Below are 15,388 nucleotides of genomic sequence, written 5' to 3' on the forward strand. Positions count from 1 at the left end.
AATCAAGACCGAGTCCTTGATTTTCACGCTTAAATCGGTCCGTGCGGGAGGTGTTTCATGCGTTTCACCTGGAAACTGGGCATCCTTGCCGCCGCCCTCCTCACGACCCTGGCGTGCGCCGGAAGGCACTTCGCCTACGAAGGCAGCCTGCGGGTCTTCAACGACGGCACGGTGAACATGAACCAGCTGTACGTGACCCCCAGCGACAGCTCCACCTGGGGGGTCGACCAGCTGGCCCCCTATCCCCTGAGCCCGACGGACTCCATCACCCTGACCCGGCTGTACCCGGGTCTGTACGACGTGCGGGCCCGATTCAGCGACGGCAGCTCCGACACCTTCTACGACGTGCGGATCCACGACGGCGAAACGACCACCCTGGGCATGCAGAACAGCGGCACCGGCGCCGTGGCCGTGGTGAACACCTCCGGCCTTTCCATCACCGGCATCTACCTCACCCCGGCCAACTCCACCACCTGGGGCCCCAACCAGGCCGACGGCCCCATCCCCCCCGGTCAGAGCCTCACCCTCACGGGCGTGGAGCCCGACGTGTACGACCTGCGCGTGGTCTACAGCACCACGGGCCACACGGACTACAAGGGATTCACCGTGGCGGCCGGCACCACCTACACTATTCAAGCGAACTAGGAGACGATCATGCGACGGTCCCCCATCCTCCTGGCCCTCCTCGCTGCCTCCCTGGGCCTGCCCGCCTCCGCGGCGCCCAAGGACACCACCCGTCCCATCCGCACGGAGAAGGGCGAGCCCCGGGTGCGGGACGCCGCCCAGGGCCGGACGGCCTCCGAGCGCGCCCCCGCCCCGGGTCGCACCCGGCCCTACCAGCCCGCCAAGCCCGGAGAAGGGGCGCCCAAGGGCTGAGGCGCCGGATCTGGAACGGGCGGCCTTGCGCTCCGCCCCGTGGAAGGGGCCGTGGATGGATCGCCCGGAATTGAACTGGATCGGCAAGGACCAGAGGCCACGGGTCGAGCCGGGGGTCCTGGTGGAAGATCCGGCCCTGGGCGTTCAGGCCGGCGGCCTCGCGGACGACAACCTCCTGGTGTTCGGGGACAACCTTCCGGCGCTGAAGGCCCTGGAAGCCACCCACGCCGGCAGGATCCGGTGCGTCTTCATCGACCCGCCCTACAACACGGGCGGCGCCTTCACCCAGTACGACGACGGGGTGGAGCATTCGCGGTGGCTGGGATTCCTGCGGGACCGCCTGGAAATCCTGAGGGGCCTCCTGGCGGTGGACGGCTCCCTTTGGATCACCATCGACGACAACGAAAGCCATTACCTCAAGGTCCTGTGCGACGAGGTCTTCGGGCGCGACAACTTCGTGTCCAACGCGGTCTGGCAGAAGAAGTACACCGTCGCCAACGACGCCCAGTGGCTGTCCGGCAACCATGACCACATCCTGGTCTACGCCAGGGACAAGGCGGTGTGGCGCCCGAACCGGCTGCCGCGCACGGAGGCCATGAACGCCCGGTACCGGAACCCGGACAACCACCCCAACGGCCCCTGGAAGGCCACCCCGCTCCACGCCAAGAGCGGTTCCGAGGCGGGCCGGAGCTTCTCCCACACCTTCGGCAACGGGGTCGTGTGGACGCCTCCCCGGGGGACCTATCCCCGGTTCTCCGCCGAAACCCTGCGGAAGCTCGACGAAGCCGAAGCCATCTGGTTCGGCAAGGACGGCACGGCCGTTCCTTCCCGGAAGACCTTCCTTTCCGAACTGTCCGACGAAGGCACACCCTGCCCGACGGTGTGGCTCCACTCGGAGGCGGGGAACAACCATGAGGCCCGGGAGGAGGTGAAGGCCTTCAACCCGGCCCAGCCCTTCGACACCCCCAAGCCGGAGCGGCTCCTGCACCGCATCCTCCACCTGGCCACCGGGCCCGGGGACTGGGTCCTGGACGCCTTCGCCGGATCCGGCACCACCGGGGCCGTCGCCCACAAGATGGGGCGACGCTGGATCATGATCGAGCGGGGCGAGCATTGCCATTCGCACATCCTCCCCCGCATGCGGAAGGTCGTGGCCGGAACGGATCCCGGCGGGATCACGGAAGCCGTGGGCTGGAAGGGGGGCGGGGGCTTCCGGTACGCGCGGGTGGCGGCCGAAACCCCTCTCAGGTAAAGAAGGTGCCCATGGCCCTCTGGATGTCCGCGAGCATGAAGGGCTTTTCCAGGGCCGCCACCCAGGGGTCCAGGCGGATGGCCGCGGCGGCGCCGGGATCCATGTAGCCCGAGGCCACCAGCACGGGCAGGGCGGGGCGGAGGGTCCGGAGCCGCATCAGGGTCTCCACCCCGTTCATGGCGGGCATGTTGACGTCCAGGATCACCAGATCCACCGCCGCGCCGCCCTGGAGCAGGGCCAGGGCCTCGGCGCCCCCGGACGCCACCCGCACCCGGTGGCCCTGGGTGCCCAGGAGCATGGGAAGGGTCCGGCGGATGTGCTCGTCGTCGTCCACCAGGAGGATTTCCAGGAGCCGTTCCAGGTGGGCGGGCGGGGCGGGTTCCGGGGCGGGCGCCTGGCCCGGGGCGGGGATGGGCAGTGTGAGGGTGATGCGGGTGCCGTGGCCCGGGGCGCTCTGGATGGCCACGGTGCCGCCGTGGGCCTTGAGGGTGCCGAAGACGATGGACAGGCCCAGGCCCGTGCCCTTTCCGGGCGGCTTGGTGGTGAAGAACGGCTCCAGGGCCCGCTCCATCACCTCGGGAGCCATGCCCTCCCCCGTATCCTGAACCACCAGTTCCACTTTTCCCAGGGGCAGGGTCCGGGTGGCCAGGCGCAGCGTCCCGCCGCCGGGCATGGCGTCGCAGGCGTTCACGCAAAGGTTCATGAGGGCGTTGGCCAGGGCGCCCGGTTCTCCCCGGAGCTCCGGCAGCCCCGGCTGGAGATCCAGCTGGATGGCCACCTTCTTCAGGGTGGTGTGCTCCAGCAGCTCCGCTTCCCGGCGGACCAGCTGGTTCAGGTCGATGGGCACCGATCCCTGCACTTCCTTGCGGGCGAAATCCGTGAGCCCCTTCACCAGGTCCCGGCCCCGCCCCGCGGCCTCCTGCATGAGCCGGGCCAGTTCGTTCACCGTCGGCTCCTCCGCGAATTTCACCTCCAGGACGCTGGCCACGGCGAGGATGGCGGCCAGGACGTTGTTCATGTCGTGGGCGACTCCGCCCGCCAGCCGCCCGATGCTTTCCAGGCGCTGGAGGTGGTTCAGCTCCCGCTCCATCTCCAACTGGCGGTCCTGGGCGTCCTGGAGGGCGGCATCCGCCTCGACCCGGGCCCGTTCCGCCACCTTGCGGGCGTTGATGTCCTCCATGAGGAGCAGCAGATAGCCGCCCGTCAGGCCCGGGTCCTTCACCCGCGAAACGGCCCGGTTCACCCAGGTGACGCTCCCGTCCTTGCGCCGGTAGCGCAGCTCCAGGGCCGGGGCGGCCCCGGGGCCCTCCGGCAGCATTTCCATCTGGTCCCGGTCCCGGGCCAGGTCCTCCGGGTGGGCGAGGTCCTGGACCCGGCAGCCCAGCAGGTCCTCCGGGGCATAGCCCAGGATCTCGGCCAGGCGCTGGTTCACCTGGAGCAGGTGCCCGTCCAGGGAGGCCTGGGCCATGCCCACCGCCGCCTGCTCGAACATGGCCCGGAAGCGGGTCTCCTGGATCCGGGCGGCCCGGAGCCCCTTCTCGCGCCCCTGCAGCAGGGCGCCCACCCGCGCCAGCAGCTCGTCGAAGGAGAAGGGCTTGTACAGGTAGTCCCCCACCCCCAGGTGCAGCATCCGCACCCGCAGCGCGTCATCGGCCTTGGCGGTGAGGAGGATGACGGGCAGGTCCTCGGTGACGGTGTGGGCGCGGAGCTCCTCCACCAGGCGGTCCCCGGTCATGCCGGGCATCATCACGTCGCTGATGACCAGGTCCGGGGGATCCGCCAGGGCCAGGCGCAGGCCTTCCTCCCCGTCCACGGCCGTGGTCACGCGGTACGTGCGGGCCAGGGTCCGCGCCAGGAAGTCCCGCATGTCCGGGTTGTCCTCCACCACCAGCACCCGCGGCGCGGAGGGACCGGGATCGCCCCAGGGGCCCACGGGGGAGGCCCAGGGGTTCGCCGCCGGCGCGGCGTCCCGGTGCGCCCAGGCCGGGAGCGCACCCGCGCCCATCTCCCCGGACCGCAGGGGCAGCTCCACGCGGAACAGCGCGCCCCCCGAGGGGGCACCGGCCAGGGTCACGGACCCGCCGTGAAGTTCCGCGAACTCCTTGACGATGGCCAGCCCCAGGCCCGTGCCGCCCTGGGGGCGCTCCGCGCCGTCCACCACCTGGCGGAACCGGTCGAACACGAGGGACCGCATGGCCTCGGGGATCCCGGGGCCGGTGTCCTCCACCGCCAGGACGGCCCGGTCCGGCGCCCCCTGGAGCGAGACCCGGATCCTTCCGCCCCGGGGCGTGAAGCGGCAGGCGTTGGAGAGCAGGTTGGCGAGGATGCGGCACACCTTCTCGGGGTCGACGCGGGCGGGCAGGGGCCCCTGGGCGTCCACCTCGAAGGCGATGCCCTGGCTTTCCGCATGGCTCTCGAAGCGGGAGGCCTCCAGGCGCACCACCTGGGCCAGGTCCACGTCCGCGAAGGCGAGCCCCATGCGTCCCGCGTCGAGCTTGGCCAGGTCCAGCAGGTCGTTGACCCGGGCCAGGAGGATGCGGGCGTTGCGCTGCATGCGCTCCAGGTCGGACCGCAGGCCGGGTTCCAGATCCGGCAAGTCGAGGCGCTGGCCCAGGGGCCCGAGGATGAGGGTGAGCGGCGTGCGCAGCTCGTGGGAGATGTTCGCGAAGAAATCGGCCTTGAGCTGGTCCATCTCGCTGAGCCGCTCGTTCATGGCGGCCAGGTCCCGGCGGCTGCGCTCCAGGTCCTCCAGGGCGTTCTTCAGGGCGCGGTTGGCCTCCTTGACCTCGGCGGAGCGCCGCATCACCTCCGCCCTCATGCGCTCCCCGTCGTCCGGGTTCGCGCCGGCGGGGGAGGCCTCCTGCCGCTCCCGGCCGAGGATGAAGTCCGTGACGTCCTCCGCGTGGTGGAGGATGCACGTCAGCTCCCCGTCCGCGCCCAGCACCGGCGAGTTCATGACGCTCCAGTAGCGCACCTCGAACCCGGAGCCGTCCCGCAGGGGGATGTCGTACTTCTGCACCCCCATGCTGTCCTGCCGGCGATCCGCCATGACGCGCATGAGGGACATGCGCAGCTCGCTGACGCCGGTGGCCGAGCCGTCCTCGGGGTTGTCCGGGAACACCTCGAACAGTCCGTGGCCCACCACCGCATCCCGCCGGGTGCCGGTGGCCTCCAGGTACATGTCGTTCACCGCCAGGATGCTGAACTGCGGGTCCGCGCCGAGGATCAGGTACGGGTGGGGAGCAGCCTCGAAAAGCCGCTGGAAGAACCGGGCATCCAGGGCTCCAGGGTCAGTCATTCCAAACTGCCTGCATGGGGTTTCTCCGCGGGGGCCCCAACGCCCGGGTGTTGGCTGAAGGTATACCTGCTCCCGGTGCGGCGTGTAAATGGAAAATGCAGAAGGCGGTTGCGGTCCGGCCGGGCGACAGGGCCGCCCCGTCTCGACGGCATTGGTAAAAACAAACCCATTGAATAAAACGTTCAATAAAATGCATGGCACGGAAAGGGCTCCCTTCGTTCCCATCGCCCCCGGCGACGGAATCCGTCCGCCCGCGAACCGGGCAGGTTCCGCACTCCCCCCATGAATGATCCAAAACAGCCCGCCCTGTGGTTTGATGGATCCTGCCCATGCGCGAACACCCCCCCATTCGAGTCGTGGCCGCCGTCATCGAACGCGACGGCCGCTTCCTCCTGTGCCAGCGTCCCCCCCACAAGCGCCACGGGGGCCTCTGGGAGTTCCCCGGAGGCAAGCTCGAGGCGGAGGAAACCATCCCCGAGGCGGTCCGCCGCGAACTCGCCGAGGAACTGGGCGTGGAGGTCGCCCGCTGCGGAGACCAGCTCCTGGCCATCGCCGACCCCGGCTCGCCCTACGTCATCGAATTCCACCCGGTGGCCATCCAGGGCGAGCCCACCTGCCTGGAACACGCCGCCCTGGCGTGGGTGCCGGTCTCCGCCATGGCGTCCCTGGACCTGGCGCCCAGCGACCGCCGCTTCGCGGCGTTCCTCGAGCACGGGGCTTGCGGCTGAAGGCGGGACCGGCGGTCCCATCCGGGGCGACCGTCATCATTCTGTGAAAATTCGGAGTGTGCATCCGAAATTTCAAGGCATTTTGGCCCATGCTTCGACGTCCCGCGCTCCTGGATCACCTGGAGGTAGCTGGCTGCGAGGCCTATGGGGGCAGGCCTGCCGTATCAGCCCGCCAGAACTCGAACCGCCGCCCATCCCACCAGGGGCAACGCCAGGACCCAGCAGCATCCCATGGACTGGCCCAGCTTCCTTTGCCGTCCAGCCTTGGAGAGGGGGATCCCGATCTGCCGGGAAAGCCGAGCCTGGGCCTGGGAAATTCCCAGGGCCCGCTTCCAGGAAAAGCTGAAGCCGGGGATACCGCTGCGGCGAGACATCTGGACTCCTGGGGGGTGACCCGAGCATACACCCCAACGCCGTATCGTGGTTGAGCCGAGCCCTAATGGCCGAGGGCTGCCGCCACCATTTCGCGCGTCCCCCCCAGCCTCAGAATGGAGCGGATCAGCAGGTCCACCGTAACGGTTTTGTCGGCCAGTTCCATCTTGGCCACGCGGGACTGGCTGGACTGGAGCTGTTTGGCGGCTGCGACTTGGGATAGATGCTTCTCGACGCGCTGCTTGCGCAAGGTGGCGGCGAGGACGACCTTCATGTCGATAAACGCCTCGTCCGCAGCCGAAAGGTTGAGGAAGCCGGTTGGGGTACCGACGGCCCAGCCAGCAGCTTCCAGCTTCGCGCGCTTTCCCTTTTCCATGTCGTCCTCCTAGGTGGTTGCCTTGAGATACCGGGCCAGCCTTGCTTTGCACGTCCCGATCACGAGTTTGGGTGTGGCCCGGTCCTCCATTCAAGCGCCAGATTCTCATACGTGATCCCTTTGGGGCACCGGCAATCTCAGGGCATCATGGATCACTTCGGAGCCTGGAATGTTTCACACCCGGTCGGCAACCCCCTTGGACGCGAAGGCCCTGTCTGCCTTGGCCGAGCGGACGTTCCGGGACACCTTCGAGGGGGACAATTCACCCGAGGACATGGCCCTTCATTGCCGCGACACCTATGGCGAGGCGATCCAGCGGGAGGAGCTACGTGACCCGGGCAGGGTGACCCTGGTCGCCGAAGCCTCGGGGGAACTCATCGGCTATGCGCAGGTGCGGCGGGGCCCGGCTCCGGTTTGCGTGCGCGGAGACGCTCCCGGGGAGATCCAGCGCCTTTATGTGGCGCGGAGTTGGCACGGAAGGGGCGTGGCCCAGGCCCTGATGTCAGCCAGCCTCGAATCCCTGGCCGCAGCCGGTGCCCGGACGGCCTGGTTGGGCGTCTGGGAAAGGAACCCCAGGGCGATCGCCTTCTATCGCAAATTCCGTTTCGAGGAGGTCGGCGACCACATCTTCCCGGTGGGGAGGGACCCCCAGCGGGACATCGTCATGGCACGACCGCTGACCGGGGATGGGGCAGAGGGTGGTGCGGTCCTTCGCTGAACCCGACGCGGGTGCAACCCAAAACGCGGCGAGAGACGAGCTTGGCTATCCTCTTTTATTATAATATTTATAAAAACTTTTTACAAGTACGGCATTCGCCGTTGACATCTACGGCTAGCGACGTACGATGTTGATCGTAATCAAGGAGCCACGATGTCCCTCCACCCTTCTGAGGGTATGCCCATGCCCACGGATGCTGAACTCTCCGTACTTCGGCTGCTCTGGTCGAAAGGCCCTTCAACCGTGCGCCAGCTCCATGACGCGCTTTCCAAGGAACGCGACCTTGGATACACCACCGTTCTTAAGGCGGTCCAGGTGATGAAGGAAAAGGGATTGGTGGATCGTGATGACTCGGAGAGAAGCCATATCTACCGAGCCGCGGTGGAGGAGGGGGAAACCAAGGGACAGTTGGTATCCGACCTGATGGCGAAGGCCTTCGCCGGGTCGGCCAGCGACCTCCTCGTCCATGCTCTGAAAGCGGGACAAACCAATCCCGCCGAGCTTGACGCAATCCAGGAGCTCATAGACAGGGCACGGCGGGGGCGGAGATGAACGCGCTTCTTCATACCGCATGGCTTCCTGCAATGGGTTGGGCGCTTCTGCACTCCCTGTGGGAGGGGACCGTCGTGGTCGTGATCGTGGCTCTCGCGTTGCACTGGCTCCGAGGGGCAACACCACGCATGCGATACGCGGTAGCGGTGTTTGGACTGATCCTGATGGCAGGGGCGCCGATCCGCCACTTGGTGTCCCTCCGCCCCGATCCAAGTCCGGTGGTCCTTGCCCGAGGGATGGTGAATGAGGATGCCCAAGCATGGGTCCAGCCAACACCCATCAAGGCTCCCCTCAGTCAAATTGGTATCTCGTCGAACCTGGAAAAGACATTGCCTTGGGTTGTGGCGGCCTGGCTTCTTGGGGTTTGTTTCAGCCTGATTCGATTGGCTGGAGGATGGCTTTGGCTGCAACGGATGCGCTGGGTCAAATCCGAACTGGCCCCCGACCTGCTCCAGGGCCGATTGTTGGCGCTATGCCGACGTGCGCGGCTCAAGCGCGCCGTCACGCTTCTGAGGTGTGAAGGGCTCACGGGCCCCAGCGTGGTAGGAATCCTGCGTCCGGCGATTCTTGTTCCTGCCGGATGGTTCTTGAATCTGCCACCTGACCATGTCGAGGCGCTGCTGGCTCATGAGCTGGCACACGTCCTGCGCCACGATTACGCCGTGAACCTTTTGCAGTCGCTGCTTGAGGTCTTACTTTTCTTTCATCCTGGTATCTGGTGGCTCTCACGCCGAATTCGCGCTGAACGGGAGCTTGCCTGCGACACGTTTGCCGCACGCCTCATGGGAGATCCCCTCCCTTTGGCAGAAGCATTAACCGCTCTGGCACGCCGCGGCCTAGGCCAGGCTTCACCTGAACTCTCACCTGCCGCCAACGGGGGCTCCCTTATGGAACGAATTTCTCATCTTCTTCTCCCGCCACATCGCACATCAAGTGCACCAGCTTTTGGCGCAATGGCCATTCTGGCTGTGCTCCTGGCTTCTGGGCTTCATCTGGTGGCCCAGGCATCCGCTCCATCGCCTAGGGTGCCGCCGGAAGTCCCGTACAGGACTCTGAACCTTCCGAAGGTTGACGGGAAGACAATTGCTGAAAGCCCAGCAATATACGTTCACAGCCAAAATGCCAAGGATGCTGATGGCAAGGACATCCCCTACACCCAGATCCTGGACATTCAGGCGCACCAGGTGGCCTTGTATCAACTCTGGAAAGTCTTTGAGGAGGTGGTAAAGGACAAGCGCCCCAATATGGAGGCCTGGGTCAGCAAGGATGACAAATTCCAGGGGCCACGTGTGGACATGGACCTGCACGGTGCCAAGCCTGAGGATGTGTTCGCTTCCCTCAATCGCCTGGCCAAGCATTTCGGCGTTGGCCCCTATCAAGCGCCAAGGCCATCCGAGTTTGGGGAAATTTTCGTGGCCAAGTACACCAACAAGAATGGCCAGGTTGTCCTGAACCTGCATGCCCGCCAGGTAAGCACCCTCTTCCTCGACCGGTTGCTTGTCACGGCCAAGAATCTCCCTCCTGACAGCAGCGCAGGCTTTGAACGTGAATCGGAAGAACCTGCGGGCCGGAAGTTTGATGCAATCTTCGAAGGGCTTACCCTCCAGCAACTTGAAGCCCGTGTTCGGAAGCTCCAGTCAGAGGAGCAGTAGCCAGCAGCTCGGCCACGTCGAAATAGTGGGTTCCAGCCGCCGATGAAGCGGTGAAGAGGTTTTTGGTGCCGGTAGGGACAAAGGACCACCCGTTCTTCCGGTTCACTCGTGAGATTGGGGTGGTGAAGAGCCTATTTGCCGGGATCAGGGTCTGCCATCACGACTTAGGACCACGGTGGTGAAAATCTAAGTGCTAAAAAACGCATTCAAAAAATCTTGACTGCCGGTGGCCGATGTCCTACATTCGGAGACTGCCTGGTAGACAACCAGCCACCAAAGGAGATTCCCGTGTTACGCAAATCCCTCAGCCAGCTTGGCACCGTCGGCGCAACCGCGCCGCGAGTGGCGATGCTCACGGCGCTGGGATTTGATACCCGGTGCTCGGAGTGGCCAGGTTCCCAGGAACCGAAGTCCCACAGGGACTATCGCCGCGATACGAGTCAAGGCCACTTGATTCCTACCCTGTAAGGCGCTCCCGGACGGAGTTCACAGCCGAGAACGGACGCCACCGAAGAACTGGAGAGCCCAGGGGCATGGGCTTGCAACACCAGGAACACGGGACACACAGGATAGATGCGAACGACCTGTAGGGGCGTGGCCCAGCGGCTACGGCACCTGGCTCTGACCCAGGCACTCAGAGGTTCGAGTCCTCTCGCCCCTTCCATCCATTTCCGATGGGGGATCGTTCATCGGTAGGACGCGGGCTTTTGGCGCCCGAGACCCTGGTTCGACTCCAGGTCCCCTAACCATTCCTCCCTTGGGTGAGGTCAACCGAAATCTGGTATCGGCCCCGGTTGCTATCCGGGTTGGGGATCTTATATCTCCATGTGGGTTCGACTCCCATCCTCACCGCCATTGATTTTAATTATTTCTTGTTCTTTGACAACTTCATATCGAATATAACTGCAAATCTTCGGTGATTGATTTTTCCGAAGAAGCTGGAAAACCCGGCAGGCATCGGGACTCTTCTGGCCCGGCAGATCAACGTTTTCTCGAAATTTCGCGAAGCGCATCACCGGCACATGAGGACACCGGGCCTGCCATCCCTGAAGCGTTAGAGGAGTCTGGCCGTCCTCGGTGCACCGTCTATGCACATATCACGGGTTCGAATCCCGTACGCTTCGCCAATCATGGGTCCGAAGGGCTGACGCGTGGCATTCCTGCCCTGCAAGCAGGAGGACCGGGTTCAAGCCCCGCTGCCCCTTCCACCCAATAAGCCGGAGGCCGAGGGGTCGGTGCCCTCTTCAGCGACCCTTTCATGCCCTTGTAGAGGAACTGGCACACTCACCACGCTAAGGACGTGGACACTCTCGGTTCGAATCCGAGCAGGGGTACCAAGATGCACGGATCTTCGTGCTTCCCGTGTGGGGGGCTGACCGGCCTGCAGAACCGCCGGAGCTTCTTTGCCAACGCCGAGCGCGAACTGGCCCGTCTGCAGCGCCGCAAGGTCGATCACGGCACCCTGCTCATGATTGACCTTGATCATTTCAAGCGCATCAACGACACCTACGGGCACGGCATCGGTGACGACGTGCTTCGCCAGTTGGCCAGTACGCTCCTGCGCACCCTGCGACGCAGCGACCATGCCGGCCGGCTTGGCGGTGAGGAATTTGCCGTGCTTTTGCCCGACACCTCCGAGGAACAAGGATTATTGCTCGCAGAACGCCTGCGCGTGGCGATTGCCGAGTCGTCCGTTACGACGCCAGCCGGCGATCTCTTCTACACGGCCAGCATGGGCTTGACGATCCTGGACGAAACCGACCGCGACATCGACACCGCCCTGGCCAGGGCGGACGCGGCTCTCTATGGAGCCAAGGAAGCCGGACGCAATCGCGTTCAAGCCCATCGGCGAGCCTCCAGTCCACCCAGCGGTTCGGGGCTGGACGAATGAGGGGGCTGGGGATCACCCGGGGCCCGACGCTGCCCTTGCCAACCGGGTGCTGGGATTGAGGCGTTGGTGGGCTTGAGGTTTCGGATGGGTGGAAAACGCCGGAAACAGTGCCGCTTTTTGGCGGGCTAAAAAGCAAAAAAGCCCTAAAACCTTTGAGTTTCAGGGCTTTTGTTTGGTGGTCCCGGAGCGATTCGAACGCCCGACCCTCAGATTCGTAGTCTGATGCTCTATCCAGCTGAGCTACGGGACCGCGGTGGCTTTCCAGTGTATCGGGTTCCATGGGAATTTCCACCTCAAATCCGCGGGGAGGGGGGAGGGGCCGGTGCGGGAGGGGTGAGGCGGGAAGGATGGATTCCTTGTTTCTGAAGGGGTTGGGAGTGCCGGGAGGGGGCGGGAAGGGGGGCTTCGGCTTGTCAAATCGTGGTTGTGGGTATTCCGGACCCGGGAGTAGACTGGAACTCCATCCATCCTGATCAAAGCCATGCCCACTTTGGCATTTGCCGTGGTCGGGATCCTTGAAATGGGGTCACCCGAGGGTGTGAAACTCGGCCACAATACAAGCAGATACAACGGAAGCTCTGGGATGGCGAACCTCGTCGGCTTGTTCCACGTTTGAAGAAAACCCAAATGCTGCAAAGGAAGTTCAATGAGCGAGCTGACACGTAAGGAAGTGGTCTTCATCCTCAAGTCGGGGAAAAGCTTCCAGCGTACCGACCTCAGCGGCCTGGACTTGCGGGGGTTCGATCTGTCGGGGGCCAACCTTGCGGAGGCGAACCTGGCGGGGACGGTGCTGAATTCGGCCATCCTGCGCGGGGCGGACCTGGCGGGGGCGGACCTGCGCCTGGCGAACCTGGACGAGGCGGACCTGGAGGGCGCGAACCTCAGCCGGGCGCAGCTCAAGGGCGTCAACCTCAGCGGCGCGAACCTCACGAAGTGCGACCTGAGCTTCTTCGACATCCACCAGTACGACGCCACGACCATCCCCAACATGCGCGGGGCGGTGCTCACGGGCGCGATCCTGGCCGGGGTGAATTTCAGCGGCGTCGACCTCAGCGGCAAGGACCTGCGCGGGGCCGACCTCAGCGGCGCGGACCTGCGCCAGACGGTGCTGGACGGGGCCAACCTGGAGGGCGCGAACCTCTCCCGGTGCGCGCTGCTGGGCGCTTCGCTCAACGGCGCCATGCTGGTGGGCGCCAACCTCACGGCGGCGGTGCTGGGCGGCGCGAGCCTGGTGCGGGCGAACCTCTCCGGCGCGGACCTCACCGACGCGGACCTCCACCTGGCCAACCTCACCACGGCCGACCTGGGCAAGGCAAACCTCAGCCGCGCCAACCTGCGCGGCGCGAACCTGGGCGGGTCGAACCTCTCGGGCGCGGTGCTGCGGTTCCTGGACATCCTCCAGTACGACAAGGGCGACATCCCCGACTTCACCGGCGCCAACCTCAGCGGCGCGGACCTCTCCGGCACCAACCTGCGCGGAATCAACCTCAACCAGGGCAATCTCTCGGGCGCGAACCTCAGCGCGGCGGTGCTGCGGCACGCCACCCTCGAGGGGGCGGTGCTCAACGAGGCGGACCTGCACGGGGCCGACCTCTCCGGCGCGAACCTCACGGGCGCCATGCTGGTGCGTTCCAACCTCTCCTCGGCGCTGCTGGCCGGCGCGGTGCTCAGCGGCGCGGACTGCCACGGCGCGGACCTCAACGGGGCCGACCTGCGGGAGATCAGCTTCGTGGGCGCGAACCTCACCGGCGCGAACCTCACCGGCGCCAGCCTGAGCGGCGCGATGCTCGAGGGCGCGGTGCTGTGCGAGGCCATCCTCGTGGGCGCCAAGCTCCGGCGCGTGAACCTGGGCGAACGGGACCTGCGCAGGGCCGACCTTTCCGGCGCCGATCTCGCCGCGGCCAACCTGGAGGGCGCCAACATGACGGGCGCCGTGCTGGTGGGCGCGAACCTGGAAGAGACCCAGCTGGGCGGCACGAACCTCACCGGCGCGGACCTCCACGGGGACGACCTGCGCAGCGCGAACCTGTGCGGCGCGGATCTCACCACCGCCAACCTCAGCACCACCGACCTCCAAGGCGTGATCCTCAGCGCCAACCTCAGCGGCGCGAACCTCGGCTGGGCCAACCTCAAGGACGCGCAGCTGGACCGGGCGATCCTCAAGGGCGTCAACCTCAGCGGCGTGGACCTCTGCGGCTTCGACCTGAAGGGGGCCGACCTCACCAACGCGATCCTGGACGGCGCCAAGCTGGCCTCCGTGAACCTCAGCGGCGCGGTCCTCCGGGGCGCCCACGCCATCGGCACCATCCTCAGCGGCGCCAACCTGGCCGACGCCGACCTCTCCCAGGCCGACTTCAGCGGGGCCAACCTCCTGGGCGTGAATTTCGAGCGTGCCAACCTGGAAGGCGCCAAGCTGGCCTCCCTGCCCACCGAGTCCTGGGGCGAGTACCGCACCAACCTCAGCAACGCCAACCTCACCGGCGCCAACCTCGCGGGCGCGGACCTCTACCAGGCCAACCTCAACGAGGCCAACCTGCACAACGCCAACCTGTCCAACGCCTCCATGGTGTGGGCGGACCTGCGAGGCGTGGACCTGCGCAAGACCAGCCTGGTGGGCACCAACCTCAAGGGCGCCAACCTGGACGGCGCCAACCTGGCCAACGCGGACCTGCGCGAGACCGTGCTTCGGGACGCCTACCTGGACCGGGCGAACCTCAGCGGCGCCAACCTCAGCGGCACCAACCTGTCCAACGCCGACCTGCGCTTCTGCAACCTCATCGACGCGGCCATGGACGGAGCCAACCTCAGCGGCGCCAACCTCAGCGGCGCGAACCTGGTGTGGACGAACCTCAGCGGAGCCAACCTGGTGCGGGCCAACCTGGCCCAGGCCAAGCTCAGCGGCGCCCACCTGGGCGGCGCGGACCTGCGCGAGACCGACCTCACCGACACCAACCTCCACGGCGCGAACCTCAGCGGCGCGAAGCGGTAGTCCGCCCCCCGGGGCGCAGCGAAAAGCCCCCGGGAACGGGGGCTTTTTGATGCCAGGAGGACGGCCTCCTAGGCCTTGGTCTTGTTCTCGAAGACCTTGGCGAAGGGGTCCGGGGCGGCGGCGCCGTTGGCGGTGGGGAAGGGGTGGCGCTCGGGGATGGGCTCCAGGCTGCGGCCGGGACCAGGCGGGGGAAGGGGTACGGGAGGGGCGGCGGGCTCGGCGGTGGGGAGGACGCCGTTGGACCGGGCCACGCCGCGGCGGGTGCAGTTGCCCTGCAGGGTGCCGCCTTCGTCCACCACCAGGGAACCCAGCTCCACTTCGCCTTCGACGCAGCCGGTGCCGTGGATCTCGAGGCACTCGACGATCTTGAACACGCCCTCGACCTTGCCGGTGACGATCAGGTGCTTGGCCAGGATGGTGCCGCGCACCATGCCGCTGGGCGCGATGGTCACTTCGCCTTCGCTGGTGATGGTGCCTTCCACGGTGCCTTCGATCCGGAGGTTGTTCTGGCCGGCCACCACTTCGCCTTTCCAGAGCGTGCCTTTGCCCAGAAGCGTGTGGACGGCCTGGGCGGGCTCGGGGCGCTTCTTGTCGCTGAACATGGGGAACTCTCCTCTTTAGCGCAGACCCTTCAGCCATTCGCGCTGGAGGCGCATGTAGGGCTGGGGATTCACGGGCCTGCCG

The 15,388-nt window shown here is 66.2% G+C and carries 13 protein-coding genes and 6 tRNA genes; 14 read left to right on the top strand and 5 right to left on the bottom strand.

What is annotated here, in order from left to right:
* Window positions 1-57 precede the first annotated feature (57 nt).
* The 3 genes from ACZ5LB_RS00765 to ACZ5LB_RS00775 are packed head-to-tail and all read left to right on the top strand — an operon-like array spanning window position 58 to window position 2,128.
* Window positions 58-645, top strand: a complete 588-nt coding sequence (locus ACZ5LB_RS00765) for a hypothetical protein (RefSeq protein ID WP_464604259.1) — start codon at window positions 58-60, stop codon at window positions 643-645.
* 9 nt (window positions 646-654) lie between these two features.
* Window positions 655-876, top strand: a complete 222-nt coding sequence (locus ACZ5LB_RS00770) for a hypothetical protein (RefSeq protein ID WP_464604260.1) — start codon at window positions 655-657, stop codon at window positions 874-876.
* Window positions 877-931: 55 nt separating this feature from the next.
* Window positions 932-2,128 carry a site-specific DNA-methyltransferase gene (locus tag ACZ5LB_RS00775; protein WP_464604261.1) on the top strand — a complete coding sequence of 399 codons (1,197 nt, stop codon included), beginning with the start codon at window positions 932-934 and terminating at the stop codon, window positions 2,126-2,128.
* Here ACZ5LB_RS00775 and ACZ5LB_RS00780 read toward each other — a convergent pair.
* Window positions 2,121-5,426 (bottom strand): ATP-binding protein, encoded by a 3,306-nt coding sequence (locus tag ACZ5LB_RS00780; protein ID WP_464604262.1) that lies wholly within the window; start codon window positions 5,424-5,426, stop codon window positions 2,121-2,123. The genes ACZ5LB_RS00775 and ACZ5LB_RS00780 overlap by 8 nt on opposite strands.
* A gap of 329 nt (window positions 5,427-5,755) precedes the next feature.
* On the opposite strand from ACZ5LB_RS00780, the gene ACZ5LB_RS00785 reads away from it, so the two are divergent.
* Window positions 5,756-6,154: a (deoxy)nucleoside triphosphate pyrophosphohydrolase gene (locus ACZ5LB_RS00785; protein WP_464604263.1), complete on the top strand. Its 399-nt coding sequence runs from the start codon at window positions 5,756-5,758 to the stop codon at window positions 6,152-6,154.
* 164 nt (window positions 6,155-6,318) lie between these two features.
* On the opposite strand, the gene ACZ5LB_RS00790 is transcribed toward ACZ5LB_RS00785, so the two are convergent.
* A complete protein-coding gene (locus tag ACZ5LB_RS00790) occupies window positions 6,319-6,528 on the bottom strand; it encodes a hypothetical protein (protein WP_464604264.1) in 210 nt (69 codons plus the stop codon).
* Between the two features lie 62 nt (window positions 6,529-6,590).
* Window positions 6,591-6,902 (bottom strand): helix-turn-helix domain-containing protein, encoded by a 312-nt coding sequence (locus ACZ5LB_RS00795; RefSeq protein WP_464604265.1) that lies wholly within the window; start codon window positions 6,900-6,902, stop codon window positions 6,591-6,593.
* A 169-nt stretch (window positions 6,903-7,071) separates the two neighbouring features.
* Here ACZ5LB_RS00795 and ACZ5LB_RS00800 point away from each other — a divergent pair, with 169 nt between their 5' ends.
* The 9 genes from ACZ5LB_RS00800 to ACZ5LB_RS00840 all read left to right on the top strand — a co-directional run bounded on the left by ACZ5LB_RS00800 (window position 7,072) and on the right by ACZ5LB_RS00840 (window position 11,715).
* Window positions 7,072-7,620, top strand: a complete 549-nt coding sequence (locus ACZ5LB_RS00800) for an N-acetyltransferase family protein (protein ID WP_464604266.1) — start codon at window positions 7,072-7,074, stop codon at window positions 7,618-7,620.
* Between the two features lie 183 nt (window positions 7,621-7,803).
* A complete protein-coding gene (locus ACZ5LB_RS00805) occupies window positions 7,804-8,172 on the top strand; it encodes a BlaI/MecI/CopY family transcriptional regulator (RefSeq protein ID WP_464604267.1) in 369 nt (122 codons plus the stop codon).
* 32 nt (window positions 8,173-8,204) lie between these two features.
* Complete coding sequence (locus ACZ5LB_RS00810; protein ID WP_464606354.1) at window positions 8,205-9,824, top strand: M56 family metallopeptidase; 1,620 nt, start codon at window positions 8,205-8,207, stop codon at window positions 9,822-9,824.
* A gap of 588 nt (window positions 9,825-10,412) precedes the next feature.
* Window positions 10,413-10,488 (top strand) — tRNA-Gln (locus tag ACZ5LB_RS00815).
* Window positions 10,489-10,499: 11 nt separating this feature from the next.
* Window positions 10,500-10,573: transfer RNA gene (locus ACZ5LB_RS00820), tRNA-Gln, on the top strand.
* A gap of 11 nt (window positions 10,574-10,584) precedes the next feature.
* Window positions 10,585-10,679, top strand: a tRNA-Ser gene (locus ACZ5LB_RS00825).
* Between the two features lie 193 nt (window positions 10,680-10,872).
* A tRNA-Asp gene (locus tag ACZ5LB_RS00830) sits at window positions 10,873-10,951 on the top strand.
* Between the two features lie 133 nt (window positions 10,952-11,084).
* Window positions 11,085-11,161 (top strand) — tRNA-Leu (locus ACZ5LB_RS00835).
* A gap of 2 nt (window positions 11,162-11,163) precedes the next feature.
* A complete protein-coding gene (locus tag ACZ5LB_RS00840; RefSeq protein WP_464604268.1) occupies window positions 11,164-11,715 on the top strand; it encodes a GGDEF domain-containing protein in 552 nt (183 codons plus the stop codon).
* A 173-nt stretch (window positions 11,716-11,888) separates the two neighbouring features.
* On the opposite strand, the gene ACZ5LB_RS00845 is transcribed toward ACZ5LB_RS00840, so the two are convergent.
* Window positions 11,889-11,965: transfer RNA gene (locus tag ACZ5LB_RS00845), tRNA-Arg, on the bottom strand.
* Between the two features lie 396 nt (window positions 11,966-12,361).
* On the opposite strand from ACZ5LB_RS00845, the gene ACZ5LB_RS00850 reads away from it, so the two are divergent.
* A complete protein-coding gene (locus tag ACZ5LB_RS00850) occupies window positions 12,362-14,704 on the top strand; it encodes a pentapeptide repeat-containing protein (protein ID WP_464604269.1) in 2,343 nt (780 codons plus the stop codon).
* A 68-nt stretch (window positions 14,705-14,772) separates the two neighbouring features.
* On the opposite strand, the gene ACZ5LB_RS00855 is transcribed toward ACZ5LB_RS00850, so the two are convergent.
* Entirely contained in the window at window positions 14,773-15,306 is a 534-nt protein-coding gene (locus ACZ5LB_RS00855) for a bactofilin family protein (RefSeq protein WP_464604270.1), read from the bottom strand.
* Between the last annotated feature and the right edge of the window lie 82 nt (window positions 15,307-15,388).

The organism is Mesoterricola sp. MK458, from assembly GCF_055384935.1.

Excerpts from the sequence above, each read along its gene's own strand:
- ACZ5LB_RS00765 (WP_464604259.1), top strand. The coding sequence starts at position 58 with ATGCGTTTCACCTGGAAACTGGGCATCCTTGCCGCCGCCCTCCTCACG.
- ACZ5LB_RS00770 (WP_464604260.1), top strand. The coding sequence starts at position 655 with ATGCGACGGTCCCCCATCCTCCTGGCCCTCCTCGCTGCCTCCCTGGGC.
- ACZ5LB_RS00775 (WP_464604261.1), top strand. The coding sequence starts at position 932 with ATGGATCGCCCGGAATTGAACTGGATCGGCAAGGACCAGAGGCCACGG.
- ACZ5LB_RS00780 (WP_464604262.1), bottom strand. The coding sequence starts at position 5,426 with ATGACTGACCCTGGAGCCCTGGATGCCCGGTTCTTCCAGCGGCTTTTC.
- ACZ5LB_RS00785 (WP_464604263.1), top strand. The coding sequence starts at position 5,756 with ATGCGCGAACACCCCCCCATTCGAGTCGTGGCCGCCGTCATCGAACGC.
- ACZ5LB_RS00790 (WP_464604264.1), bottom strand. The coding sequence starts at position 6,528 with ATGTCTCGCCGCAGCGGTATCCCCGGCTTCAGCTTTTCCTGGAAGCGG.
- ACZ5LB_RS00795 (WP_464604265.1), bottom strand. The coding sequence starts at position 6,902 with ATGGAAAAGGGAAAGCGCGCGAAGCTGGAAGCTGCTGGCTGGGCCGTC.
- ACZ5LB_RS00800 (WP_464604266.1), top strand. The coding sequence starts at position 7,072 with ATGTTTCACACCCGGTCGGCAACCCCCTTGGACGCGAAGGCCCTGTCT.
- ACZ5LB_RS00805 (WP_464604267.1), top strand. The coding sequence starts at position 7,804 with ATGCCCACGGATGCTGAACTCTCCGTACTTCGGCTGCTCTGGTCGAAA.
- ACZ5LB_RS00810 (WP_464606354.1), top strand. The coding sequence starts at position 8,205 with ATGGGTTGGGCGCTTCTGCACTCCCTGTGGGAGGGGACCGTCGTGGTC.
- ACZ5LB_RS00840 (WP_464604268.1), top strand. The coding sequence starts at position 11,164 with ATGCACGGATCTTCGTGCTTCCCGTGTGGGGGGCTGACCGGCCTGCAG.
- ACZ5LB_RS00850 (WP_464604269.1), top strand. The coding sequence starts at position 12,362 with ATGAGCGAGCTGACACGTAAGGAAGTGGTCTTCATCCTCAAGTCGGGG.
- ACZ5LB_RS00855 (WP_464604270.1), bottom strand. The coding sequence starts at position 15,306 with ATGTTCAGCGACAAGAAGCGCCCCGAGCCCGCCCAGGCCGTCCACACG.